The following is a 25,918-nucleotide window of genomic DNA, read 5'->3' as shown; positions in this document are numbered from 1 at the left end:
AGCTATTGGTGGTGTAATATGAATTTAAAAGACTTTGAATACGTTAAAGCGGTTGCACAATATAAGCACTTCAGAAAAGCAGCTGATGCTTGCTATGTCAGCCAACCGACATTAAGCGGGCAAGTTAAAAAGCTTGAACAAGAGCTGGGAGTTGTTATTTTTGACCGTTCAACAAAGCAAGTCACGTTGACTGTGCAAGGTGAACAACTTCTTAAGCAGATCACACTGATCCTAGATCAAACCCAAGTGCTTAAAGAAATAGCTGCCAGCTCACATGACCCACTAAAGGGTAAAATCAATGTAGGTATTATTCCTACCATTGCACCTTATTTACTGCCAACACTCTTAACTTCTATGAAGCAGGCATTTAGTGAAACCCAGTTTTCATTTATAGAAATGCAAACAGCGCAAACGCTGGTGGCCCTTGATAATGGTGAGATTGATATTGCAATTGTTGCTGATGTTGCCGATTTAGCGCCTTATCATGTGTCACCGCTTTATAAAGAAGACTTTTTAGTTGCGGTTTCTGAGCAACACGCTTTAGCACAACATACTGAAGTTGCCTTAGCTCAATTACATGAATGTGACTTATTAATGTTAAACGAAGGGCATTGCTTTAAGGAGCAAGCTGAGCAATTTTGCTTTTCAGCTGGGGTTGAAGTCTCGAATCAATATAAAGGTAACAGTATTGAAACCTTACTCGCGCTGGTGGCAATGGATGATGGGGTAACCTTTGTTCCTAAGCTTGCATGTACACCACGTGAAGGAGTGAAGTATTTAGCTATAACACCAAACCAGCAACGCCAAGTTGTCATTGCAACTCGTAAGCACTACCCACATATAGCTGGTGTTGAGCAATTAGCTAACTGGCTAAATGCTCATGAAGGCCTACAAGCTCATTTACTCACTAGCAGCTAATTCAACAATATCGTTAATTTGAATGTTAGGTAGTGGTTGCTTATCTATACTCATGGCAACCGCTGATTGCTGATAAAGCTGAGTCACTTTTATTTGATTAAGTGTGGTGATTTTGTGCGGGAGTTTATTACCCTGTGCATCCGTCAGGTAATTATGATGGGCAATATTTAAAATTTGCCCTTGCTCAAGTCCATGCGCCTTACCCAAGTTAATGATTAGCCTGTCATTTTCGATATGCAGTATTTTACCTTGCGTAGGTAAGCAGGCCATGGCTGCTTGTAAGTCATAGGTTAGGGTTTGGTTTATATCGCTAATAGCTTGGCCATAGTCAGTTGCCCAAAATCGGTCGCTATATACATCGATGATCTCAGTCTTTTTATACGGCCAAATACCTTCTGTTTGGTAGCTTTTTTGCCAGAGCTTTTCGTAAGTGGTGCCATCAAATAAGACGTAATCTACTTTGTATGCACGCTTGAAACTATCATCTTGCCAAAATGCATAATCGTTATTGATCTTATGGTTAACCGATAAATCACGAATACGGCTCAGTAATACATATTGCGAGTTACTGCGGCTAGTGATCTCTTCAAGTAGCGCATTACTGTAATCGTATTGCTGAGTGAAAAAATGATCTACTCGCAACGGCATATTGTAATAGGCTGTCGGTTTAGCTGCCATTTGCGTATTACTTAAGCTGGCATATAAGTGTTCACTAATGGCTTTGTTTACGTCAAAAATTTGGCCCATACGCGCTTGCTCGCGATTGGCGAGTTGGCTTTGTGTCACGGCAATAAATTTGGTGTATTGGTTTGCAGGGCATTCTTCTGCATGAGCAAAAATATCGAGGCGAAGCGTGATGGCATAGGTGTCGTTATGGCGATCTTCGCTGATCAATTCTATTTTCTGGATTTCACCATGGCTGCTTATTTTTAGCTGATCTTGCGTCAAAACCCCGTCAACTAGTGTCTGTACAGAGCTTACTCGAGCGCCAGAAAACACTAAAGCTTGAGTTATGGCGTCTTTAATGGCGGCAGATTTGGCTTGGCTCGTATCGCCATTTTTTACAACTGCATGGCCTGTAGATTCAAACCACTGCGCTAAGCTATTGTTAGAAAACAAAATTGTAAAGGCTAAGCCAAGGCCTATTAAGCTGGCTATTGTTTTATTTTTCATGCTGACACCTAGCATTAAAACCAATGAATAACCTAAATGAGCAAGGACTGTACCACAGTGGCATTAAACGTGCATATTTGTAGCCAAAGAGTTTTAAGCGGAAGCAAATTATGCGAGCACTTCTATTCGGTGGGCTGGTTGCCTGCGCAGCATTAACTGGCTGCAGTAGTATTTTTGATAAACATGTAGAATACACTTACATTGAGCCAGATAGCTACCCAGTGCTAAAAGCCGTGGGTTATGCGCCAATTAGTGCTCAACCAGGTAGCAATGAATCGCAGCGTACTCTACTTGCGATTAAAGCCTCAAAGCTTGAAGCTTACCGCGAGCTTGCTGAGCAAGTTTACGGGCAAAGAATTTCCGCAGGCACTACAGTGCAAAACAGCATTGCTCATAATGATCAATTACAAAGCCAAGTACAAGGTGTGATCAAAGGTGCACAGGTTATTAAAACCTATGCAGTAGGGGACACCTACGCAACTGAATTACAGCTTGATATGAAGCGAGTGCACGATTTATACATCGGCGAAGTAAAACCGCGCCAAGTGAAAAAAGTAACGTATTATTAGGTGCAACTTAGTATTGGCTTGCTGTATAAGCCCAGCAAATTCTGCAAGCATTAAAAAAGCGCGATAACTTAGTTATCGCGCTTTTTTAATGAAATAGTATTTAGGCTTTCAAGTTGTGAACGATTTTCTTATCGCCTTGAATCACGCTACCGCCTTGGTCGTAGGTCATCGATGATGGTGCGCCGATTAAAATATCTTTAAGTTGCTTAACACTCAACTGTGCTTGATGGGCCGCGTGAGCGTTTACATCGTTTTTCTTTTTGCAGCTTGCTAGGAGAGTATTTACTTGCTTAATAAGTGCACTTACTTCGTCATCTTGCGATTCGTTGTGCGCAACAAGCTTTTGCACTTCTTTATCAATGGTTTGAATTTGTTGGAGCAAAGAGATTTTTTGTTGGGCAATACTCTTTAATCCGTCGCCACGCTTTGCAGCAATGGCTGTCAACTCATCATCTAACAGCGCAGCAATAGACTCCAAGCACGAAACTTGTTGTGTTAATTTGCTAGCTATTAAATGATTATGATCAGCCATAGACATCAAACTCGAATGCAGCGATGTTCTTTGCTAGCTTTTCAGCATCAATTTGGTATTTACCTTCACTGATTGCTTTTTTCAGCTCAGCCACTTTATTGCTATCAAAGCCAGATGATTGCTCTGCTTTTTCTTGCAAAGATTTTAGCTGTTTAGCTTGAGGAGTTAAGCTCACAGAATCTGCACTTGCTTTTGGTGCGGCCGATTTTGCAGCGGCTGCATTAGCATTATCTTTTTGTAAATCAAGCTTTTTTTGCTTGGTATTTGTCAACACAGAAGGCTGTTGTTGACCATTATTGACATTGCTTACCATAATTTTGACCTATACATTACCCAACATATGCCTTTATATCGGCGGGCACAGCGGATACTTTAGCATAAATATAAAAAATTAAATATTTACTTGTACAGACTCGACCCCATCCACACGTGCATTTAATACTTTACCTGATTTTTTGTTTTTTACACGTACTAATTCGTCTAACGTACCATCTTCTAGAGCAATTCCGGTGGTTTTAATTCTTAACCCGCGTAATGAAGCATAGATAGTTACATTATCGCCTTTACAAACCATACAAACTTGGCTCATAACAATAGGTGTGCCGTCACGTAAATTGCGCTTACTGCGACTGCCAATAAGTATAGCCTCATCTTGAACATATTGCGTTCTAACAAATTGCTTTGGCTTCATTTCGAGGCGTAAATGTTCAGGGCGAATGACCTCTCCACGGGCTAAATTAGTGGTAACAACAACCACAGGTTCGAGCTCAATAATGCGCACGTGAACGTATTGGGTCCAACTATTTAAATCTTGGCACTTAAGTTGTACAGTTACCTGCCGATTAAAAGGAGGCTCTGTTGGTAACTCTTTGTTAATTGGTGACTCACATAACCTCTCAGGAATGCGACTATCTAATGGTAAAGCACTAATTTGAGGTGTGGTGTCCAGATCAGGGAGCTGCTCGCTAACAAAATCGATGGCGATTTGTTGAAGTTGCTCGGTATTATAAACTTCTGCCTGTAGTTGTGTTGTAAACAACAGGCTAGTAAGAAAATAAAAAACACTGTATCTTCGGCTTTTTTTTAACAAACTCATATTGTTTCGACTATGCTTATGGTTGAAAACAAGGTATAAATATTTTGCGTCAAAAAACAGACGCTTTGTAACCTTATGTAGCTTTAACACAAAGAAGGCAATTATTGTTCCAGCTCTGATTGTTTATCTTTAGGAGATTGAAATGGCAGGCATTTTAGACTCAGTTAACCAGCGTACTCAGTTGGTTGGGCAAAACCGCCTTGAATTACTATTATTCAAACTCAGAGGGCGACAACGCTTTGGTATAAACGTGTTTAAAGTAAGAGAGGTTCTGCAATGTCCACCACTTACTAACATGCCTAAATCAAATGCGTACATTCGCGGTGTTGCGCATATCCGTGGTCAAACTATCTCTGTTATTGATTTATCGATGGCTGTAGGTGGCCCTGCAATTGAAAATATCAAAGACAGTTTTATCATCATTGCTGAGTACAACCGTTCAGTGCAAGGGTTTTTAGTTGGTGGTGTTGAACGCATCGTGAATATGAACTGGGAAAAAATAATGCCGCCGCCTTCGGGAGCCGGACGTTATTCTTACCTAACTGCGGTCACTGAGATTGAAAACGAATTAGTTGAAATTCTCGATGTAGAAAAGATATTAAACGAAATTTGCCCAGTTAACACTGAAGTGAGTGCTGAAGTAGTTGGTGAAGGTGAGATTCAGCGTGACTTGGGTGAGCGTATTGTTTTTATTGCTGATGACTCTGCAGTAGCTCGAAACCAAGTCAAGCGTGCGCTTGAACCTCTAGGTGTACAAACTGAACTAGCTAAAAACGGAAAAGAAGCACTTTTACGTTTAAGAGAGATTGCTCAGCTCGATTGTCAAAATGATATTACTGAACGTGTTGGTCTATTAATATCTGATGTAGAAATGCCAGAAATGGACGGTTATACCTTAACCGCTGAAATTAAGGCAGATCCAAAATTATCACCTTTGCATGTGATCTTGCATACCTCTTTAAGTGGGGTGTTTAACCAAGCAATGATCGAAAAAGTGGGTGCTGATGATTTTATTGCAAAATTTAACCCAGATGAATTAGCGACAGCTGTGAAGAAGTGGGTTCATTGTGATTAATTATTTATAGGTGGTATTACTTTGGAAAATAAGCATTTACAACAAAGCGAATACGATCAATTCCGCTCTTTTTTAGAGCAACAATGTGGCATTGTGCTTGGCGATAATAAACTTTATCTAGTTAAAAGCCGCCTTGCGCCGCTTATGGCGCGTTTTAATGTTGAGTCTTTATCACAGTTGGTAAGTAAAACACTAAGCCCTCATGAGAGGCAGCTTCGTGCCGCTGTCGTTGATGCGATGACAACCAATGAAACGCTTTGGTTTCGTGACCAATATCCGTTTGAGTTATTGAAAACAAAACTATTTCCTGAGCTTAAAGATGTGCGTAGGCCACTAAAAATATGGTCAGCGGCAAGTTCATCAGGACAAGAGCCGTACTCAATTGCCATGTCTGTTGCCGAGTTCCAATCTAAAAACCCAGGTGTGTTAAAGATGGGTGCGCAAATTATTGGCACTGATATCTCTAATACCATGCTTGATATGTGCAAGAATGCTGAGTATGACTCGCTGGCGCTCGCTCGTGGCTTGTCGATGGAGCGTCGTCAAAAGTTCTTCAAGGACAGCGGTAATGGAATGGCTCAGGTAGTTGACCCTATACGTAAAATGGTCAGCTTTAGACATTTAAACTTACTCGATTCATATGCCCTAATGGGCAAGTTTGACATCATATTTTGCCGTAATGTGTTGATTTACTTTTCACCAGAAGTAAAAGCTAAAATCATTTCTCAATTTGCTCAAGCTTTAAACCCGAAAGGTTACCTGTTTTTAGGTGCGTCAGAATCAATGGCGGGCTTAAGTGATAGCTTTGATATGGTTCGTTGTAACCCAGGTATCATCTATCAGAAAAAGTAAACTCTCCTTAGCAACTATCAGAAAAAGTAAACTCTCCTTAGCAACCTAGTCCTTAGGTTGCTAAATTTACTTATTTTTCAGTCTCTTATATAAATCAAATTACTCCTAAATTTTTGGCTTAGCTTTTGCATTAACCTCTACAGAGTCAATTTTTTGGAGATGGTTATGGCTATCAGTTTTGATAAAGCATTTGGTGTTCATCCTCATGCGATGTTGATCCGTTCACAACGCGCTGAGTTATTAGCGACAAATATCGCTAATGCTGATACGCCGGGCTATAAAGCGAAAGATATCGATTTTGCCTCGGCATTAAAAGCGGCAAAAAGCAACCAACAAGGCGGCAATAGCATGGTAAGAACCGATGCTAAACATATTGCCGGGGGCAGTCGTTTTGTTGGCAGCGCAGAAATGTTTCGTACGCCAAATCAAGCAGATACAGGTGATGGTAACTCAGTCGATATACAAGTGGAACGAAACTTGTATGTACAGAACTCATTAGAGTATCAGGCAAGCCTGCAATTTATGAGTAGTAAAATTAAAGGCCTTAAAAAAGCCCTCGGTAGTCAAGGAGCTTAATCATGAGTTTGTATAATGTTTTTGATATTTCAGCAACCGGTATGAGTGCGCAAAATGTTCGCTTAAATACCACAGCCAGTAATATCTCGAATGCAAATACGATTAGTTCTAGTCAAGATCAGACATATCGAGCGCGCCACCCTGTTTTTGCTGCAGAGTTGACTAAAGCGTCAGCATCACAAAGCAATCCTCAGGGCTCTTCTGTTGGCGTTAAAGTGTTAGGCATTGTAGAGAGTGATAAACCTCTACAAATTGAATATAACCCGAACCACCCAAGTGCGGATGAAAATGGTTATATCTACAAACCTAACGTTAATGTTGTAGAAGAAATGGCAAATATGATTTCTGCCTCTCGCTCTTACCAAACAAATGTGCAAGTTGCTGATGCAGCTAAGCAAATGTTAAGTAAAACACTGTTGTTAGGACAACGGTAACCGAGGATAAGTTATGAGTAACGACATCAGCTCTGCATCATCATCCTATATGGATAGTTTGCGTTGGAATCAAAGTAGTACGCAAACAACTGAAGAAGACAACAACACGCTTTCTCAGGAAGATTTCTTTTCGTTGTTAACACAGCAGTTGTCGTTTCAGGATCCGAGTAATCCTGCTGATAACGATCAAATGATTGCGCAGATGACGAACTTTACCATGGCTGAAGGTATTTCAAACTTAAACGAGAAGTTTGATTCACTCACTGCATCAATGACATCAAATTCTGCGTTACAGGCTTCGACTCTTGTTGGTAAGCAAGCGTTACTTGAGTCTGACACCATTGATTTTGATGGCGAAAATCTAGCTAAAGGGTCGGTGGTTGCAGAAACCGCTGTTGAATCTTTAACGCTAAGAATAACGGATTCATCAGGCCAGTTAGTGCGTACCATTGAATTAGGTTCTCAGTCAGCGGGTGCACTTCGTTTTGAATGGGATGGTAAAGACAATGATGGCAATGTGCTACCTGAAGGTGAATATGACATCAGTGCTGAAGGCTTTGTCAATGGAGACTACAGCAGTATGCCAATGGCGACCTTTAAGAATATTGAAAGTGTCAATATTAATGGCGCAAGCGGCATTATCGTAAATACAAAAGAGGGTGCGGTTAGGCTAACTGATATAGCTGAAATCGCATAAGTAAAAAAGGTTTGGGTTAGCTTAGGCTAAGAGATAGGTTAGAGGTGAGTTATGAGCTTCAATATTGCATTAACAGGCTTAGCAGCCGCGCAAAAAGATTTAGACGTTACCGCAAATAACATTGCTAACGTTAATACTACGGGCTTTAAAGAGTCTCGTGCAGAGTTCGCTGATGTATACGCATCATCAGTATTTAGTTCTGGTAAAACAAAAAATGGTGACGGTGTAAGAACAACAATGGTGGCACAACAATTCCACCAAGGTTCGTTATCTTTCACAAATAACTCACTTGACTTAGCGATCACTGGTGAAGGTTATTTCGCAATGGCGAATGACCTAGGTGCACAAGACTTCACATATACCCGAGCAGGTGCGTTTAAATTAAATAAAGATAACTTTGTAGTCGATGCTAATGGCAACTATCTACAAGGTTTCCCTGTTGATGAAGCAACCGGTGATACCACTTCTGTTAGCTTAAGTACATCTTCTGCACTACAAATTCCTGATGCATCAGGTTCACCACGTGCAACCACGAATGTTTATTCATCTTTTAATCTAGACTCTCGAGCAACTTCACCGTCAGTGACGCCGTTTGATCCTGAGACAAGTGCTTCATATAACAGCTCAACATCAACAACAGTGTATGATTCATTAGGTGAGCCACATATTTTACAATTCTTTTTTGTGAAAACTGATTCAACAACTACTGGTAATGAAAATGAGTGGGAAGTGTATGCTACTTTAGATGAAAAACCGTTTGCTGCGGATGGTACTGAGCAAACTACGTCGCCATACACGCCTATTTCGACTTTTCAGTTTGACTCAAGTGGTTTACCACTAAATACAGATGGTGTAGCAAACACTGACACTACGTTTGACCCATTAACGTTACCAAATGGTGTTGGTGCTGCGGCAGGCTTATCTGACTTACTTTCTAATGGTGCCAGCTTCCCAGATGATGTCACTATTAATTGGCGTGATGAAGCAGCAACAACAAATAAAATTCCTACTCAGTATGCTAGTAACTTTGAAGTAAAAGCACTGGAACAAGATGGTGCGACTGTAGGTCGTCTATCAGGTATCGATATCGGTTCTGACGGTAAAATTGTTGCTTCATACAGTAATGGTGATACTTCATTCCTAGGTCAAGTTGCGATGGTACGCTTTTCGAACTCACAGGGTTTACAACAAGTGGGTGATACAGCCTGGAAGAAGAGCCTTACATCAGGTGAACCTATTGCTGGCGAACCAGGTTCAGGTACTTTAGGCTCAATTAACTCATCAGCGCTTGAACAATCAAACGTTAACCTAACTAACGAACTTGTTGACTTGATCAGTGCGCAGCGTAACTTCCAAGCAAATTCACGTGCGCTTGAGGTTAACTCAACACTACAGCAAAACATCCTACAGATCCGTTAATTTTAACGGCTCTAAGCTTAATCCGACACGAAGGCTGCTCCCTCTATTGGCAGCCTTTTTTCATTCTAATTATTCATTTTTCTCTTCTATTTTAGCGTCAATTTTACTTTGGCACTTTTATTGCATTTCTTAGTTATCGTATTTTTAGTGAGTCAATGTTATGGACAAAATGGTCTACATTGCCATGTCGGGTGCTAAGCAAAGTTTGCGAGGTCTTGAACTCAAGGCCAACAACCTTGCGAATGCTAACACCACTGGCTTTAAAGCTGATTTTGCACAAGCTCGCTCTATGCAAGCCTTCGGTGAAGGTCTGCCATCTAGGGTGTTTGCAATGCAAGAACGCCCTGGATCTAATATGGAATCGGGTGGTTTTGTTGAAACTGGCCGCGAGCTTGATATCGCGATGAGTGACCGTGGTTGGTTGAGTGTACAAGATGCATCAGGCAATGAGGCGTACACCAAAACTGGCACATTAAACATTACTCCAGATGGCGCGTTGATCACTAGCCATGGCCGTCAAGTAATTGGCGAAGGTGGTCCAATCATTTTGCCATTACCTATCGAGAAAGTTGAGTTTAGTGAAGACGGTGCTATTCAGGTTCGCCCACAAGGTGCGCCAGCTAACTTTTTGGAAGTGGTTGATCGCTTAAAAGTGATTGAGGCTGATAACACTCAGCTTGAAAAAGGTAATGACGGTTTATTTCGACCAAAAGAAGACATGTTGGTCAATGACCTTTGTGGTTTTTGTGATATTTCACCAAACGTAAAGGTACTGTCGGGTACGCTTGAAATGTCGAACGTAAACCCAGTGCATGAAATGGTCGACATGATCAGCAATCAACGCCAATTTGAATTACAAGTTAAATTAATGAAAACAGCCGAAGAGCTCGACGAGCGTCAAGATCAGCTGTTACGCATTGTTTAAGATGACTGAGAGGGTAGAGTTATGAATCCTGCATTATGGATCAGTAAAACCGGGCTTGACGCCCAGCAAACCGATATTTCGGTGATCTCAAATAATCTCGCAAATGCCAGCACGGTCGGTTACAAAAAAAGCCGCGCCGTATTTGAAGATTTACTATATCAAAACATCAATCAACCAGGTGGCCGTTCATCTCAAGACACTGAAATGCCATCGGGTTTAATGCTTGGTGCCGGTGCAAAAGTGGTTGCTAACCAAAAGAACTTTTCACAAGGTAACATGCTTACCACAGAAAATTCATTGGACTGGATGATCTCAGGTCCTGGCTTTTTTGAAGTGCAATTACCAGATGGCAACATTGCATACTCACGTAATGGTCAATTCACCACTGACGAAGATGGTCGCATTGTAACTTCTGGTGCGGGTTTTCCATTACAGCCAGAAATGAACGTACCAGACGATGCACAATCAATTACTGTTTCGCAAGACGGTGAAGTGTCGGTACGTATTTCAGGGCAAGCAGAGAACGTGGTCATTGGTCAGCTAACAATTAGTGACTTTATTAATCCATCGGGTCTTGAACCTATGGGGCAAAACTTGTACACAGAAACTGCTGTGAGTGGCGCACCTGTGCAAGGGAACCCAGGTATCGATGGTTTAGGTACTGTGGTTCAAGGTTCACTAGAAACGTCTAATGTGAATGTAACAGAAGAACTCGTTAACTTGATCGAAACGCAACGAATTTATGAAATGAATTCAAAAGTGATTTCAGCGGTTGATGAAATGCTTAGTTACATCAATCAACAGCTTTAATGGGTAGGAGGCAGCATGCGTAACATTATCTTAGTCACATCGGCAGCATTAATGCTGGGTGGTTGTATGACAACGCAAAATCATCATGTGGTTCAGGATGACCCTTACTATGCGCCTATGTATCCGGAGCCAACAACAGAGCCAATGGTACCAACGGGTTCGTTGTTTGATAGTTATTCAGCAGATGACTTGTACTCAGATAAAAAGGCATTGCGCGCGGGTGATATCATCACGGTTAAATTGCAAGAATCAACGCAAGCCACCAAAGCGGCAAAAACCGAAACCGACAAAGAAACGGACGCTAGTTTAGACCCTGTTATTGGGCTTGGCGGTAATCCAGTTAACATTGGCGGTGATAGCATTCAGTTTGGTATTGGTTCTGGGGCATCGTTTAAAGGTGATTCAAAGTCTAACCAATCAAATAGCTTATTTGGTGATATATCTGTCAATGTGATGCGTGTTCTACCGAACGGAAATTTGGTTATTCGCGGTGAAAAATGGCTCACTTTGAACACCGGTGAAGAATTTATTCGCCTTGAAGGTTTAGTTCGTCCTGAAGATGTTCAAGCAGATAACACGGTCACATCAAACCGTATTGCTAATGCGCGAATTCAATACTCAGGTAAAGGGCAAATTCAAGAAACGCAAAGTGCAGGTTGGCTGTCTCGTTTCTTTAGTAGTTCGCTTTTCCCATTTTAGAGGAATAAAGTCATGAATGGGTTTAAATACATCATCGCTCTTTGCTTAATTAGCCTGCAGTTTTCTGCACAGGCTGAGCGAGTCAAAGATGTATCTATGGTTGAGGGCGTGCGCGCAAACCAATTAGTGGGTTATGGTTTGGTTGTCGGTTTGCCCGGCACAGGTGAACAAAGCCGATTTACTCAACAAAGCTTTAAAGCTATGCTGAATGGTTTTGGTATTACCTTACCTGATAGCTTAAAACCTAAGATTAAAAATGTTGCCGCTGTGGCTGTACATGCAGAGTTACCGGCATTCAGAAAACCCGGTCAAACCATTGATATTACGGTTTCATCTATTGGTAGTGCGGGTAGTTTACGTGGCGGTACTTTATTACAAACCTTCCTAAAAGGGGTTGATGGCAATACCTATGCGATTGCACAAGGCAGCTTAGTCGTTGGTGGTCTAGGTGCTGAAGGGGCAGACGGTAGCCGTGTAATTATTAACACACCCACAGTGGGTCGTATTCCAAACGGTGCCATTGTAGAACGTGCTATTAAGAGCCCGTTTATGCAAGGTGACTACATTACCTTTAATTTAAATCGTCCTGATTTCACAACGGCTAAACGCTTAGAGCAAACGATTAATGATTTAGTGGGTCCTGACAGCGCTCAGGCAATCGATGCAGCTTCAGTACGAGTGTTAGCACCGCGTGATGCTTCTCAACGTGTTGCTTATTTGTCGACACTTGAAAACTTAGAGTTTAAGCCAGCAGACACAGCAGCAAAAATTATTGTGAACTCTCGCACAGGCACAATAGTGATTGGCAAAAACGTGAAGCTACAGCCAGCGGCGATTACACATGGTGGTTTAACGGTCACCATTGCTGAGCAGCAAAATGTGTCACAGCCAAATGCTTTAAGTGATGGTGAAACTACCGTTACCAATCAAAGTATTATTGATGTGAACGAAGATGATTCACGTGCTTTTGTATTTAACCCGGGTGTTAATCTTGATGATCTCGTGCGTGCAATCAATGAAGTTGGGGCCGCACCGGGTGATTTAATGGCAATCCTTGAAGCTTTAAAAGAAGCGGGGGCGATAAACGGGCAACTGGTTATCATTTAAATTAAAACGCGCTTTCGAGCGCGTTTTTTGTTTTAGTATTTCTTAAATCATTTAGCACACAAACATCAGCCAAAATCTTGGCTCTGAAGTTACTCCATTCCTGTATCAGTTATTAGCCATTCATTTATAAAGTTTTTTATTGGCGCAATTTTTGCATTTTAATTTTCATTATTAACTATTGTGTCAAAAAGCTGATGGATACAAATCATCTCGACAAGCAAAACTTTTTTGATTTAGGCAACTTAGACTCATTACGTCAAAATGCCTTAAAAAGTGATGCCTCTAGCGATGCGTCAAAAGAGGCGCTGAAAAAAGCGGCGGCACAATTTGAATCTATCTTCACTCAGATGCTACTTAAAAGCATGCGCAAAGCAAATGAAGCGTTTGAAGATAAAGACAGCCCATTTAATTCAAGCGGCGTTAAATTTTTTGAAGAGATGCATGACCAACAAATGTCGGTTGAGCTTTCATCAAATGGTTCGCTCGGCCTAGCTGACTTGATTGTTCAGCAGCTCTCGCCAGACGGTAAAGAGTTTACACCAGGTTCTGTACTAAGAACGACGGCTGACTTTGATAGTGATAAACGCGCAAGCGGTGTCCTTAATAGCACTACTGAGGCTAAGGCTAAACCACAAGCTGTCGAGGATACATCAGCGAACGAGCAATCAGAAAACCGCTTTGAAGATGCTGAGTCTTTCATTAGCTCTGTTTGGGAGCACGCTAAAAATGCGGCTGAAAAAATTGGCTTAAACCCAGCTGTGATGGTTGCTCAAGCAGCACTTGAAACGGGCTGGGGTAAACACATCATCAGTAAAGCTGATGGCACAAGTAGTAACAACTTATTCAATATTAAATCGGATAGGAGCTGGCAAGGTGATAAAGCAAGCAAAGTCACGCTTGAGTTTGAACAAGGTGTGCCAGTTAAAAAGCAAGCAAGTTTTCGCTCTTATCAATCGATTAAAGACAGTGTGAACGACTTTGTGGATTTTTTAAATGAAAACCCACGTTATCAAGAAGCACTTAATAATACCGCAGAGCCTGCAGCCTTTTTAGATTCGTTACAAAAAGCAGGCTATGCAACTGATCCAAATTATGCCGATAAAATTAAGCAGGTATTGAAGCGCGTTGAGCTTCAAAGCGTCGCTGCTTCATTGGTACGTTAAGGAGTAGACCCTCATGTCATTTAGCTTATATGACATAGCAAATGCCGGTGTAAGAGCTAACTCTGAGCTTTTACAAACCACCAGTAAAAACATCGCCAACGTTAATACCGAGGGCTATGTGCGTGAGCGTACTGAGTTCACAACCATGATCGATAACCAAGTCGGCCGTGGTGAAACGTATCGCTTACTAAATGAATTTGCACAAAAGCAATTAAATAGAGATACCTCTAATAAAGCGTTTTTTGATCAGTTTGTAACTGAAGCAAGCCGTGTAGATAGCTTGTTTTCAGAAGAGTCAAACAGCTTATCAACGAGCGTAAATTCGTTTTTTAACAATGTACAAGAAAGCTTAAATCAACCGTCATCAACAGTAGCTCGTTCACTGGTCATGACGGATGCACAAAATTTGATTGATCAAATGGACAGGTTATCGAGCATTGTGGTTGACCAAAAAGCAGTAGTAAATGAGCAGCTAGAAATCTTTTCAGATGAAGCAAATAACCTGATCCAAAATATCAGTGATTTAAATACCAAGATTGCTTCGGTTCATGGTACTGATCGTGAGTCAGTATCAAGTGGTTTATATAATGAACGTGATAAAGCAATTCGTGATCTATCTGAGCTGATTGATATTGAAACACTCGATGGTAATAACGGCGAGAAACAAGTGTATTTAGGCTCTGGTCAAGCACTTGTCATGCAAAGTGGCACATTTAACCTGTTTTCATTCAGTGGCGATCCTGATCCGAACTTTAAAGAATTAAAACTTGATATAAACGGCGGCAAAGCCGTGCCGCTTGAAGTTGATGTGAGTAAATTGAAAGGCAAAATTGGTGGCTTACTGGCATTTCGTGACGATATTTTAGTTCCAGCGCAAAACCAACTTGGTCAAATGGGCTTAGCATTAGCCGATGCCTTTAACCAACAAAATAGCTTAGGTATGGACGCTAATGGTGAAATTGGTGGCGATATTTTTGCTATTCCAACGGTAGATGCGTTTGGTTATCAAGCGAATACGGGCACATCAACAATGACGGCAACCCTTGAACCTGGTAAAGGCAGCGAATTGCCAGCAAGTGATTTTATTGTGACCTATACAAGCGCAACCACTGTTGAGATTCAGGCAATTGATAATAAAGGTGAACCCATTGGCACCGCATCTACAGCGAATGTGACTGCCGGTGTGATTGACTCATCAACTATTACGGGTGGTGAAGCGTTTGGTTTACAGCTCAACGTATCAGGTGCTGCAAATACTGGTGACCAATTTATGGTTAAGTTGAACTCTCAGGCTGCAACTAGCTTAGAGCTTGCAACTGAACGTCCTGAAGATTTAGCGTTAGCATCACCTATTCGAACTGCGAACGATATCAATAATACCAGTGATGCAAGTATTTCTGCTGGCACAGTGTCCGATATTGACAACTCAACGGGTATTACCGTGGGTCCCCCACCGAGTTTGGCGAATGGCGATATCACACTCGTGAAAACGGCGAATGCTAACGAGTATCAAATTACAGATGGTAACGGTACATCGACGTTTACCATTACACCACCTGCTGAGAATATTCTTGCTCAAGCAGGGGCGCCTTACGATACCTACGGCTTTGACTTTAATATTGAAGGATCACCTGCAACAGGTGACACCTTCACAGTAGAGTTTAACACTGGTGGTTTTGATGATAACCGTAATGGTTTGCTATTGGCCGATTTACAAAATGGTGAGCTAGTGCGTCAAAATGTTGAAGCAAGTAGTACAGCCGATAATCATAAAACGTTTAATCAAGCCTATTCAGGCATTGTCACTGATATTGGTGTAGTGACTAGTCAAGCCCAAACCAATGGTGCGGCCTTTACAGCATTGGCTGATCAGTCTGAAGCTTGGTATGAATCGCTATCAGGTGTAAACCTTGATGAAGAAGCGGCAAACTTACTGCGCTTTCAACAATCGTATGCAGCATCAGCACAGGTCCTTTCAACAGCACGTACTATTTTTGACACCTTATTAAGTGCGGCGAGGTAATTATGCGTATTTCAAATAACATGATGTATAAGAATAACCTTAACTCTATTCTTAACTCACAGCAAAATGTAAACAAAGCGCAAGAGCAGGTTAATACTCAAAAGCGTGTATTGACTGCTGCTGACGATCCTTCGGCTACGGCTCGCGCACTACTTTATACAGATCGCATTCAGGGTAATGAACAGTTCACAAAAAACATTACAATGCTGAATAGCCGCCTAACAACAGAAGAAAGTGTGCTGCAAAATATTAAAGGTGCGCTTGAGTCTGCTTATACTTTATCTATTCAAGCTGGTAATGGTGCGTATAGTGATATCGACCGTGAAGGTATTGCTGAAGAAGTTAAAGCATTGCAAAGTACGGTACTTGATTTGATGAATGCAAAGACCGAAGACGGTAAATTTATCTTTTCGGGTTACCAAGATAATACTCCGTCTTACACCTTTAATAGTACTTCTGGTCGCTATGAATATGGTGGCGATCACGGGCAACACAAAATCAAAGTGGCTGAAGGTGTAGAAATCAAATCAAGTGACAATGGTTTTGATACATTCGAAAAAGTAAATGCTCGACTAAATGTGGCATCAAACGACGGCACTGTGTCAGGCGGTATCACAAGCTCAAAAATTTATGTTACTGAGCAAGCTGATTTCGATAAATTCCATCAGGCAAATTACAACGCAGACCCTGCCGCAGCCGCAAATGCCAATACACTAAGCTTTATTACTACCACAGGCACACCTAATACATTTGTTGTGCAGCAAGCTGGTGTAACGATTGACAGCGGTAGTTTTGAAAACGGTAAAATTGAATATCAAGGTATGGAGATTTCTGTTTCACCTGTTGCAAATGGCCAAGTTGATGTTGACCTTGAAGCACCACAAAAAGAGAATGCGTTAAATACTTTGGATGACCTGATAGCAGGACTAACCAATCCTGATTTAACTCAAGAAGAGTTTGATCAAGTTTTAGCTGATGCCATCGTACAACTCGATAATGCCAAAAATCAGGTTTCACTTGTTCAGGCCGGTTTGGGTGGTCGCTTAAATACGGCCAAGAAAATCGAACAATCAAACGGTGACTTAGATACTAGCAATAAAGCTGCAAAAGCTGAGCTTGTTGAGCTTGATATGGCTGAAGCGATTACTGAACTCACCAAACAAGAAACATCACTGCAAGCTGCACAGGCAACATTTGGCCGTTTGGCTAACCTCTCATTATTTGATTACTTATAATTTATGTAGGTTAAGCTTATTTAATAAACTTAACCTACAAAACCTTCCTTAAGCTTCACACTTTAAAAGCGTTTTTAGAGCACTCTTTTTAGTATTTATATCTTTAGTAAAACATCGTGATAGCGGCTTTCAAGGTAACCAGATGCCATGTTTAGTTAAAAAGCTAAAATATTTCTCTTTTAAATACAGTGCATTAAATAAAATTTTAAAAATTGTTTAAAAATTCACTAAAGGATTTTTTGAGCGGACCGATAACTTAATTAACCAAGCTGAGTAACAAACAACAGTTACCGCTTAATTAGAGTAAGTTTGAGAGTAAATGATAAGTTTACTTCGGGAGAAATATCATGGCACTTTATGTAAATACAAATGTTAGTTCATTAAACGCTCAAAGACAATTAATGAATTCTGGTAACTCACTTGACACTTCATTCAAGCGTTTATCATCTGGTTTCCGTATCAACAGCGCTGCTGACGATGCGGCTGGTCTACAAATTTCTGACCGTTTAACATCGCAAATTAACGGTCTTAATCAAGGTAACCGTAACGCGAACGACGGTATCTCTTTAGCGCAAACAGCTGAAGGTGCACTAGACGAAGTAACGTCAATGTTCCAACGTATACGTACCCTTGCGCAACAAGCGTCGAATGGTTCAAACACTGATGAAGATCGTTTGGCACTTCAAGAAGAAATTCGTTCTTTAGCATCAGAAGTAAACCGAGTTGCTGAAGATACTACTTTCGGTGGCCAAAATTTACTTGACGGTTCTTACTCAGCAAGTTTCCAAGTGGGTGCTGATGCTGTTCAAACAATTGGCTTCAGCATGAAGGATGTTGGTGGTACAGCTAATACGCTTTCTGCTAACGGTGGTTTTACTATGTCAGGTATTGCTGGTGTTGCTTCTGGTGTGACAGGTAAAGGTATGTCCACTCTTGCTGCAGGAATTAGTGATGTAGGTACAGGTTTGACTGCTGCAACTGTTGGTTTCTCAGCTTTCGGCGCAACTACAATCAGTGTGTCTTCTCAGGTTAATGCACAACAAATCTTGGCTGGTATGGATGCTATGATTGCGGTAGTTGATAAAAAGCGTGCAGAGCTAGGTGCGGTTCAAAATCGTTTCCAGTCAACGATTCGTAACCAAGCTAATATCTCTGAAAACTTAAGTGCAGCTCAATCTCGTATTAAAGATACAGATTTCGCGACTGAAACAGCTAACCTAACTAAGATGCAAATCTTACAACAAGCTAGCCAAACAATCTTGAGTCAAGCTAACCAACGTCCTCAAGCGGCATTAAGCTTACTAGGTTAATAGTTGGGAATTTGAGTCAAAGTGAAGTCAAAACTTTGACTTAAAGAAAAGCGCCTTTGTCTAATGGGGTATTAACAAAGGCGCTAAGATAGGATTATAAAGCGGAGGCGCTCAAAATCCTGACAGTAGTGTTCTAACATTTGTAAGAACATAAAACATAAAGCACAGATTATGCCATAATTTGTGTTATTAAACCCACTCTTAAACTTATCTCTCTTAAGGCTCCTAAATGGAGCCTTTTTATTCCTTTTTTAATCTTAATTAATAGTTGGCCTATTAATTGCTCTCATTACTTCAAGTTAATTAACTAATCAGCAAAGTGGCAGTATTTTGCCCCAGGCGACTTAGATTTGCCGCTGTAAGGGTCACTTTGTCAAATTCACTTTTTTAATAAGTGACTTTACTTTGACAGATAAGAAGAGAGTTTATTATGGCTTTATATGTAAATACTAATGTTAGTGCATTAAATGCACAAAGACAGTTGGATAGAACAGGTACAGATTTAGATACTTCGTTTAAACGTCTATCTTCAGGCCTACGTATTAATAGCGCAGCTGATGATGCTGCCGGTTTACAAATTTCTGACCGTTTACAATCACAAATTCTAGGTTTGAATCAAGGTAACCGAAATGCGAACGATGGTATTTCACTTGCGCAAACAGCTGAAGGGGCATTAGAAGAAATTACTTCAAGTTTTCAGCGAATTAGAACCCTTGCACAACAAGCAGCAAACGGTTCAAATACGGATGAAGACAGACTTGCTCTCCAAGAAGAGATTCGTCAGTTATCTGCTGAAGTAAACCGTATTGCTGCAGATACCACATTTGGTGGCCAAAACTTACTTGATGGGAGTTACTCCGCTAGTTTTCAAATTGGTGCTGATGCCGTTCAGACTATCGGCTTTAGTATGAAAAATGTTGGAAGTACAGCTAACTCACTAACTGCAAATAGTGGTTTCACTATGTCGGGTATAGCTGGTATTGCTTCAGGCGTGAGCGGAAAAGGAATGTCTACATTGGTTGCAGGTATTAGTGATATAGGCACTGGATTAACCGCAGCTACAGCAGGTTTTAGCAATATTACTGCAAGCGGAATAAGTGTATCTTCTCAAGTAAATGCTCAGCAAGTGCTCGCAGCTATGGATTCTATGATTGCTGTAGTAGATAAAAAGCGTGCTGAATTGGGTGCTGTACAAAACCGTTTTCAATCGACTATTCGTAACCAAGCGAATATTTCAGAAAACTTATCGGCTGCTAAATCACGAATTAAAGATGCTGATTTCGCAGCTGAAACGGCTAATTTGACTAAAAACCAAATTTTACAGCAAGCAAGCCAAACAATTTTAGGTCAAGCAAATCAAAGACCTCAAGCGGCATTAAGCTTATTACAAGGTTAAAATTTAAAAAATAGTTAAAAAATTTACAAATAAAGCTAAAGCTTTCGCTTTATCAGACGATAACTGATTTAGAGAACTATCAATCTAGGACTCTATGTCGGTTAAATAGCAGGGTAGGGGTATCCCGCTGTTTAGCTATTAAATGATAAAGCGGAGGCTAACATGGCTATCTATGTAAATACTAATGTGAGTTCTTTGAACGCACAGCGTCAGTTGATGAAATCTGGCAACTCCTTAGACACTTCATTCCAGCGATTATCATCTGGCTTACGCATTAATAGTGCGAAAGACGATGCTGCGGGTATGCAAATCGCTAACCGTTTAACAGGACAAGTTAACGGCCTTAATCAAGGTAACCGAAATGCGAACGATGGTATTTCTCTTGCGCAAACAGCTGAGGGTGCACTAGACGAAGTAACATCAATGTTCCAACGTATTCGTACGCTTGCACAACAAGCGTCGAATGGTTCGAATACTGATGAAGACCGTTTAGCACTTCAAGAAGAAATTCGATCATTAGCTTCAGAAGTTAATCGAGTGGCTGAAGATACAACGTTCGGTGGTCAAAACCTTCTTGATGGAACTTATAATGCCAGTTTCCAAGTTGGTGCTGATGCAGTTCAAACAATTAGCTTTAGCATGAAAAATGTTGGTGGTACAGCAAATTCACTAACTGCTAATGGTGGTTTTACTATGTCAGGCATCGCTCAAGTTGCTTCAGGTGTGACAGGAAAAGGCATGTCAACATTAGCTGCTGGTATTAGTGATGTTGGTACAGGTTTAACCGCAGCAACAGTTGGCTTTTCTGCATTCGGTGCAACAACTATTAGCGTATCTTCACAAGTTAATGCGCAGCAAGTATTAGCTGGTATGGATGCAATGATCGCTGTTGTTGATAAAAAGCGCGCTGAATTAGGTGCGGTTCAAAATCGTTTCCAATCAACAATCCGAAATCAATCAAATATAGCTGAAAACCTAACAGCTGCACGTTCGCGTATTCAAGATACTGACTTTGCAACAGAAACTGCTAACTTGACTAAGATGCAAATCTTACAACAAGCAAGTAGCTCTATCTTAAGTCAAGCAAATCAGCGCCCACAAGTAGCTCTTTCGTTACTAGGGTAGTCTAAGTTTTAAGTCACTGTACAGAGGAAATTTTCAGTACAGTGGCTTATAATTTAACAGATAACAGCTGGAGAGAGAAATGATAGATATTAATTCCGCAGCTAGGGCTTCAGATAATGTTAATACTTCAAACAGTGTTTCTGTAAAATCAGTGTTAGATGAAGAGAAGCTTAATAAAGGCACAGAAATTGCTAGTAGGGAACCTGTTAATATTGATGAAGTTTCAAGCAAGAAGCGTCAAGAAAAGCAAGATATGATTGCTGAGGTAAAAGAAAACCTCGAGAAGCTTAATAAATATATACCGGTAACTTCGACAAACTTAATTTTTGAGTTTGATGAGCTAGGTGAACCACCGATCATTAAAGTGCTCGATAAAGAAAGTGAAGAGGTGATCCGTGAGATACCCACAGAAGAGTTTCGAGAAGTGGCTAAAGCTTTGGATGAATTTGCCGATAAATTAACTAGTAAAGGTATGCTATTTAATCATTCAGCATAAAAGTGTAATATTTTTCAGGAGGTTAAAATGCCGTTAATTACTTCAGCTGGAATTGGCTCTGGCTTAGATCTTGAGAGCATTATCTCAGCAACCGTAAGTGCTGAAAACACTCCTAAAATGAACGCATTTGTTGCAAAAGAAGAGTCTTTACAGGTAGAGCTTTCAGCGATAGGTGAAATTAAATCTGCTCTTTCTAAGTTGCAAGACACTATCGAGAAGTTAGCTGATCCAGATAACTTTAACAAAAGAACTGCAACTATCAAACAGCCTACCAGTGATGATGGTGATCTGATATCAGTAACACCAACTTCAGATATTTCTCCTGGGGATTTCAACATTGAAGTATTAGAACTTGCTCAAGGTAGTAGAGCAACATCTAATGATGGCCTCTTTGCATCCACTGATGATGTGGTTACGGCATCAGGTGGTACTTTATCGTTTGCAGCAGGCGATAAAAATTTTGATATTACCTTAGATGCAGGTGCAACTCTTGCTGAGTTGCGCGATGCCATAAATGATTCAGATGACAACTTTGGCGTAACTGCCAATATTATAAATACAGGTACAGAGTCTAAGCTTGTCCTAACCTCATCTGTTACAGGTACTGGCAATGATTTAGTAATTACGAATGATACTGCTGAACTTGATAATGTTTCGACACTTGCTAACGATGGTGTTACTGCTGGTGGTATTGCAATTGCATCTGGTGATGAAGCTCAAGACGCTTCGATAAAAGTTGATGGTATTACTATTACTAATGATACCAACACGTTTAAAGATGCTGTTCAAGACATGACTATTACAGCTAAAAGAGAAAGCGTCGATGGTGAAACTGCAAAGTTATCAGTTCAAGTTGATCGTGAAAGTGTCACTAAGCTCGTAGATGAATTCATAGCGAATTATAACAATGTAATCGGGCAGTTAGGTTTTCAATCAAGAGTGGGTAAGCCACTCAATGGTGATGCAACGATTCGCTCTTTACAATCACAGCTTGTCAATAATTTATCTGTTAACTTAACAGATGCAGGTCCATTTGAAAGTATATTTGATATTGGCTTAGGCGTTGATAAGGATGGTTATTTAGAAAAGTCATCTCTAGTTCGTAGTTTAAATGAAGCAATGGACGAAAACTACGATGATATTGGCAAGGCTTTTGCAGGTGAAAATGGACTAGCTACACAATTTGAAACTTTATTAGAAAACTATGTTGACTCTAACGGTATAATTAAACAAAGAGAAACAAACTTAAACGCTCAGTTAGATGATCTCGAAGATGATGTCGCTAATCATGAATACCGTATGACTGAGCTAGAAGCTAGGCTTCGTAAACAGTACTCAGGTCTTGATGTATTATTGGCTCAGATGCAATCGACTCAAACTTACTTGAGTGCTCAATTATCTAGTTTACCAGGGTTTACTAAATCAAAATCTTAGTAGTAGCTAATGTCTTCAGCAATTATTTGTAGGTAAATTATGTATAATGCAAAAGTAAGAAATTATCAGAAAGAAGCACTTAAAACTCGAGTTGCAGGTGCTGATCGTTATGAAATAATCCAAATGTTAATGGCTGGTGCTTTAGAAAAAATGGTATTAGCAAAAGTTGCAATTGAGAAAAAGCATCTTGAAGCTAAAAGTGAGCATTTATCTAAGGCATCTGCAATTATTGAAGCATTAAGAGGATGCTTAGATTTTGAAGTGGGTGGTGAGGTTACAGAAAACCTCTATGCATTATACTCATATATGCTAGACCGCCTTCTTGATGCGAGCATTAAGAATGATCCTACCATCATAGATGAAGTTTCGAGCTTATTAAAAGAAATCAAATCAGCATGGGATTCAATTCCTAATGATATTCGTCAGCAGACACTGAGTGAAAACGGTGTTGATGCTAATGTTGGCTGAACGCTTAGATAAACTAGATATTTGCCTCTGTTCTTTGTTAAAAAATATTGAAAATATGCATTTTGACGAGGCTGTAGCAAATACTAAACAGATTGAAAAATTACTGGAACAATGCTTTGCATCATCTGATATGTCAAATACAGATGTTAGTCGTCTTGAATCAATTTTAAATGATTTTAATAACTTGATAACGAAAGTAGCTTCTTTGAAGGCAGATACTGCAAAATCATTGGGCACACATCTCAAAACTCAAAAAAAATTAGACATTTATAAAAGTATAAAATAAGAGCCTTATGACTAAAGAATCGAGCTTAGAGCAGCAAATAGAATCGCTAGCAGAAAAACTTGATAGTTCTTTGCAGCAACAGATAAATGAAGAGAAGTTTGCAGAGCAAGCTAATATTCGGTTTGCTAATAATGTAACTGCTTTTGAAAAATACTACCCTGAAATTGCGCAAGCGATTAAAAACTATAAAACTCGGGATGACTTTTGTTTACATGTAACTCGAGAGCTTAAAGCAAATTTTGTTAAAAAAGGCGAAAAAGTACCTTTATATAATGATAATCCTTACACCCAATGCGTTGAACAAGTTGAAAGAAACCTAAATAAACCTGCTATTAGTGCGGTTAAATATGACTTCAGAAAAAAGAAGAAAGACAATCGCATTCATGTTAAATACATGAATAAAATTAGTGAATTACTAGCTAATATAAGAGAACAAAAACCTGATACATTGAAACGACTGCCAGATCGCTTCCCTAGCGCAATGATTTTTGGCATTGGTTTAGGATATCACCTTGAGTATTTGCTTAATAAGGTTGAGTTTGATTATATCCACATCGTGGAACCTGACTTTGAGCTTTTTTTTGCGAGCCTGTTTTGTATAGAGTGGGATGTAATTATTCAAAGAGTAGATGATTCATTAGGTTGTTTATTTATACATCTAGGAATTAGCTATGAAAACTTCTTTGATTCACTTTACAAAGTTGTACAAGATATTGGGGCTTTCTCAATATCTAAAACCTTTTGCTACCAACACTACCCAAATAATGAATTAAACTCATTAATTTCAAATTTCTTTAAGCAGTTTTATCAATTTCAGAACGGCTTTGGTTTTTACAATGATGCTGTTACTAGCATAGCTCATACAATTAAACATATGAATAGTAACTTGCCATTTTGGATAAGTGATAATGTTGTAGCTGATGATGTAGCTGAAATACCTGTTTTTGTCGTGGGTAATGGACCATCATTAGATAGTGCGGAAGAATTACTAAGACAAAATAAAGATAATGCAATTATTTTGGCTGCAGGAACCGCCTTAGGTTCACTGCTTAAAATGGGTATAAAGCCAGACTTTCATGTTTTAATCGAGCGTCCTAAACGTAATTATGAAATTTTGCTTGAGACTCAAAAGAAAGAAGATTATTCCGATTTAAATTTATTAACAACTAATGTTATCTACTCACATACTCCTGAGCTTTATAAATGGACAGGCCTTGCAATAAAGGGGAACGAAGCAGGTTCAGATTATTATGCTCTGGCTAGAATAGGGAATGGATTGTTGCGTAGAGAAATAATTCCCTATTCAAACCCTTTAGTTGCAAATACAGCATTGTCTTATGCTAGTTCGTTTGGGTTCAAAAATATCTATTTAATTGGTGTGGATAATGCGATAACAGGTTCTGGGGAGCATCATTCTAAGTACTCTATTTACAATGATTCTTCTTTAAAACGTCAGTTTAAGCCTCACAGCGGTTACGATCATGAAGTCGAAGGGAATCTTGGGAACATAGTTTATGCAAATAATTTCTATATGGTTTCTAAAAATCAAATGGAATTATTAATTAAACATAAACCAAACTCTAATTACTTCAATGTTGGCCATGGTGCAAAACTAAAAGGAGCTTATCCATTAACTGAAGAAGAAGTCTTAATCCCTAGCCTTTCTACAGATAAAAACGAGGTTGTTGAATATATAAAAAATACTCAGTTTATCAGTGAGTCAGTAAAGGATGATGATTATCAAATGCTTGACTTAAAAGCTTTCTCTACTATAGCAAAAAACATAAAAGATATATCTCTATCTAGCTTTTCGAGTCGCCAAGATTGTTTAGATATTCTTCGGCGTCAATCGAGGTATGTATATTCTTTGAGAGGGGGGCGTTATAGTTACTACTTTCAATTATTCAAAGGCTCTTTGTTATATTATCATTGCCCATTGATAACTCTTTTATATAGCTATGAGGATGATAATTTAACACTTAATTGGTTTAAAGAGGGTCTAGATATGTGGAATGAGTATTTAGACGAGATTGAAGCTGATTTTCCTGAAAGTTATGATAAGCCATGTGACTGGGGACTGGAGTAAAGAAAGAAGCGCTT

Annotated in this window: 27 protein-coding genes; 23 read left to right on the top strand and 4 right to left on the bottom strand. The window is 39.9% G+C overall.

The window, feature by feature from the left end:
- Window positions 1–18: 18 nt before the first annotated feature.
- A complete protein-coding gene (locus AOG26_RS09350) occupies window positions 19–918 on the top strand; it encodes a LysR substrate-binding domain-containing protein (protein WP_054562227.1) in 900 nt (299 codons plus the stop codon).
- Here AOG26_RS09350 and AOG26_RS09345 read toward each other — a convergent pair.
- Complete coding sequence (locus AOG26_RS09345; protein ID WP_054562226.1) at window positions 901–2,091, bottom strand: flagellar assembly protein FlgT; 1,191 nt, start codon at window positions 2,089–2,091, stop codon at window positions 901–903. The two genes, AOG26_RS09350 and AOG26_RS09345, sit on opposite strands and share 18 nt — an antisense overlap.
- Window positions 2,092–2,201: 110 nt before the next feature.
- Here AOG26_RS09345 and AOG26_RS09340 point away from each other — a divergent pair, with 110 nt between their 5' ends.
- Window positions 2,202–2,660, top strand: a complete 459-nt coding sequence (locus tag AOG26_RS09340; protein ID WP_054562225.1) for an LPP20 family lipoprotein — start codon at window positions 2,202–2,204, stop codon at window positions 2,658–2,660.
- A 100-nt stretch (window positions 2,661–2,760) separates the two neighbouring features.
- Here the strand turns inward: AOG26_RS09340 and flgN are convergent, their stop codons facing one another.
- From flgN to flgA, 3 genes are all read right to left on the bottom strand, one after another.
- Entirely contained in the window at window positions 2,761–3,192 is a 432-nt protein-coding gene (flgN, locus tag AOG26_RS09335; RefSeq protein ID WP_054562224.1) for a flagellar protein FlgN, read from the bottom strand.
- Window positions 3,185–3,505 (bottom strand): flagellar biosynthesis anti-sigma factor FlgM, encoded by a 321-nt coding sequence (flgM, locus tag AOG26_RS09330; protein ID WP_054553314.1) that lies wholly within the window; start codon window positions 3,503–3,505, stop codon window positions 3,185–3,187. The genes flgN and flgM overlap by 8 nt, the downstream gene beginning before the upstream one ends.
- Window positions 3,506–3,583: 78 nt before the next feature.
- Entirely contained in the window at window positions 3,584–4,288 is a 705-nt protein-coding gene (gene flgA / locus AOG26_RS09325) for a flagellar basal body P-ring formation chaperone FlgA (protein ID WP_054562223.1), read from the bottom strand.
- 142 nt (window positions 4,289–4,430) lie between these two features.
- Here flgA and AOG26_RS09320 point away from each other — a divergent pair, with 142 nt between their 5' ends.
- From AOG26_RS09320 to AOG26_RS09220, 21 genes are all read left to right on the top strand, one after another.
- Complete coding sequence (locus AOG26_RS09320; RefSeq protein WP_054562222.1) at window positions 4,431–5,363, top strand: chemotaxis protein; 933 nt, start codon at window positions 4,431–4,433, stop codon at window positions 5,361–5,363.
- 21 nt (window positions 5,364–5,384) lie between these two features.
- Complete coding sequence (locus tag AOG26_RS09315) at window positions 5,385–6,215, top strand: CheR family methyltransferase (protein ID WP_054562221.1); 831 nt, start codon at window positions 5,385–5,387, stop codon at window positions 6,213–6,215.
- 165 nt (window positions 6,216–6,380) lie between these two features.
- On the top strand, window positions 6,381–6,791 hold the full coding sequence (flgB, locus tag AOG26_RS09310) for a flagellar basal body rod protein FlgB (RefSeq protein WP_054562220.1): 411 nt from the start codon (window positions 6,381–6,383) through the stop codon (window positions 6,789–6,791).
- 2 nt (window positions 6,792–6,793) lie between these two features.
- A complete protein-coding gene (gene flgC / locus AOG26_RS09305; RefSeq protein ID WP_054562219.1) occupies window positions 6,794–7,225 on the top strand; it encodes a flagellar basal body rod protein FlgC in 432 nt (143 codons plus the stop codon).
- A gap of 13 nt (window positions 7,226–7,238) precedes the next feature.
- Window positions 7,239–7,922: a flagellar hook assembly protein FlgD gene (locus AOG26_RS09300; RefSeq protein WP_054562218.1), complete on the top strand. Its 684-nt coding sequence runs from the start codon at window positions 7,239–7,241 to the stop codon at window positions 7,920–7,922.
- 51 nt (window positions 7,923–7,973) lie between these two features.
- Complete coding sequence (gene flgE / locus AOG26_RS09295; RefSeq protein ID WP_054562217.1) at window positions 7,974–9,341, top strand: flagellar hook protein FlgE; 1,368 nt, start codon at window positions 7,974–7,976, stop codon at window positions 9,339–9,341.
- A 160-nt stretch (window positions 9,342–9,501) separates the two neighbouring features.
- A complete protein-coding gene (locus AOG26_RS09290; protein WP_054553307.1) occupies window positions 9,502–10,266 on the top strand; it encodes a flagellar basal body rod protein FlgF in 765 nt (254 codons plus the stop codon).
- Window positions 10,267–10,287: 21 nt separating this feature from the next.
- Window positions 10,288–11,076 (top strand): flagellar basal-body rod protein FlgG, encoded by a 789-nt coding sequence (gene flgG, locus AOG26_RS09285; RefSeq protein ID WP_054553306.1) that lies wholly within the window; start codon window positions 10,288–10,290, stop codon window positions 11,074–11,076.
- Window positions 11,077–11,091: 15 nt separating this feature from the next.
- Window positions 11,092–11,775, top strand: a complete 684-nt coding sequence (gene flgH / locus AOG26_RS09280; protein ID WP_054562216.1) for a flagellar basal body L-ring protein FlgH — start codon at window positions 11,092–11,094, stop codon at window positions 11,773–11,775.
- Window positions 11,776–11,787: 12 nt separating this feature from the next.
- A complete protein-coding gene (locus tag AOG26_RS09275) occupies window positions 11,788–12,882 on the top strand; it encodes a flagellar basal body P-ring protein FlgI (RefSeq protein ID WP_054562215.1) in 1,095 nt (364 codons plus the stop codon).
- A 194-nt stretch (window positions 12,883–13,076) separates the two neighbouring features.
- On the top strand, window positions 13,077–14,045 hold the full coding sequence (gene flgJ, locus AOG26_RS09270; protein WP_054562214.1) for a flagellar assembly peptidoglycan hydrolase FlgJ: 969 nt from the start codon (window positions 13,077–13,079) through the stop codon (window positions 14,043–14,045).
- A 13-nt stretch (window positions 14,046–14,058) separates the two neighbouring features.
- Window positions 14,059–16,068 carry a flagellar hook-associated protein FlgK gene (flgK, locus tag AOG26_RS09265; protein WP_054562213.1) on the top strand — a complete coding sequence of 670 codons (2,010 nt, stop codon included), beginning with the start codon at window positions 14,059–14,061 and terminating at the stop codon, window positions 16,066–16,068.
- A 2-nt stretch (window positions 16,069–16,070) separates the two neighbouring features.
- Entirely contained in the window at window positions 16,071–17,303 is a 1,233-nt protein-coding gene (flgL, locus tag AOG26_RS09260) for a flagellar hook-associated protein FlgL (RefSeq protein WP_054562212.1), read from the top strand.
- Window positions 17,304–17,650: 347 nt separating this feature from the next.
- Entirely contained in the window at window positions 17,651–18,613 is a 963-nt protein-coding gene (locus AOG26_RS09255; protein WP_054562211.1) for a flagellin N-terminal helical domain-containing protein, read from the top strand.
- 430 nt (window positions 18,614–19,043) lie between these two features.
- A complete protein-coding gene (locus AOG26_RS09250; protein ID WP_054562210.1) occupies window positions 19,044–20,009 on the top strand; it encodes a flagellin N-terminal helical domain-containing protein in 966 nt (321 codons plus the stop codon).
- A gap of 162 nt (window positions 20,010–20,171) precedes the next feature.
- Window positions 20,172–21,134, top strand: a complete 963-nt coding sequence (locus AOG26_RS09245) for a flagellin N-terminal helical domain-containing protein (RefSeq protein WP_054562209.1) — start codon at window positions 20,172–20,174, stop codon at window positions 21,132–21,134.
- Between the two features lie 79 nt (window positions 21,135–21,213).
- Complete coding sequence (locus AOG26_RS09240) at window positions 21,214–21,630, top strand: flagellar protein FlaG (RefSeq protein ID WP_054562208.1); 417 nt, start codon at window positions 21,214–21,216, stop codon at window positions 21,628–21,630.
- A gap of 27 nt (window positions 21,631–21,657) precedes the next feature.
- On the top strand, window positions 21,658–23,064 hold the full coding sequence (fliD, locus tag AOG26_RS09235) for a flagellar filament capping protein FliD (protein ID WP_054562207.1): 1,407 nt from the start codon (window positions 21,658–21,660) through the stop codon (window positions 23,062–23,064).
- Window positions 23,065–23,103: 39 nt separating this feature from the next.
- Window positions 23,104–23,532, top strand: a complete 429-nt coding sequence (fliS, locus tag AOG26_RS09230) for a flagellar export chaperone FliS (RefSeq protein WP_054562206.1) — start codon at window positions 23,104–23,106, stop codon at window positions 23,530–23,532.
- The gene (locus tag AOG26_RS09225) at window positions 23,522–23,818 is read left to right on the top strand and encodes a hypothetical protein (RefSeq protein WP_055197945.1); all 297 of its coding nucleotides are present in this window, start codon (window positions 23,522–23,524) and stop codon (window positions 23,816–23,818) included. Before fliS ends, AOG26_RS09225 begins: the two co-directional genes overlap by 11 nt.
- Before the next feature lie 7 nt (window positions 23,819–23,825).
- On the top strand, window positions 23,826–25,904 hold the full coding sequence (locus AOG26_RS09220; protein WP_054562204.1) for a motility associated factor glycosyltransferase family protein: 2,079 nt from the start codon (window positions 23,826–23,828) through the stop codon (window positions 25,902–25,904).
- Window positions 25,905–25,918: the final 14 nt, after the last annotated feature.

It is taken from the genome of Pseudoalteromonas sp. UCD-33C (genome assembly GCF_001306895.1).
Lineage (GTDB): Bacteria > Pseudomonadota > Gammaproteobacteria > Enterobacterales > Alteromonadaceae > Pseudoalteromonas.
Note: the sequence above shows the minus strand (reverse complement) of the source record. Positions and strands in the feature narration are given on the sequence as shown.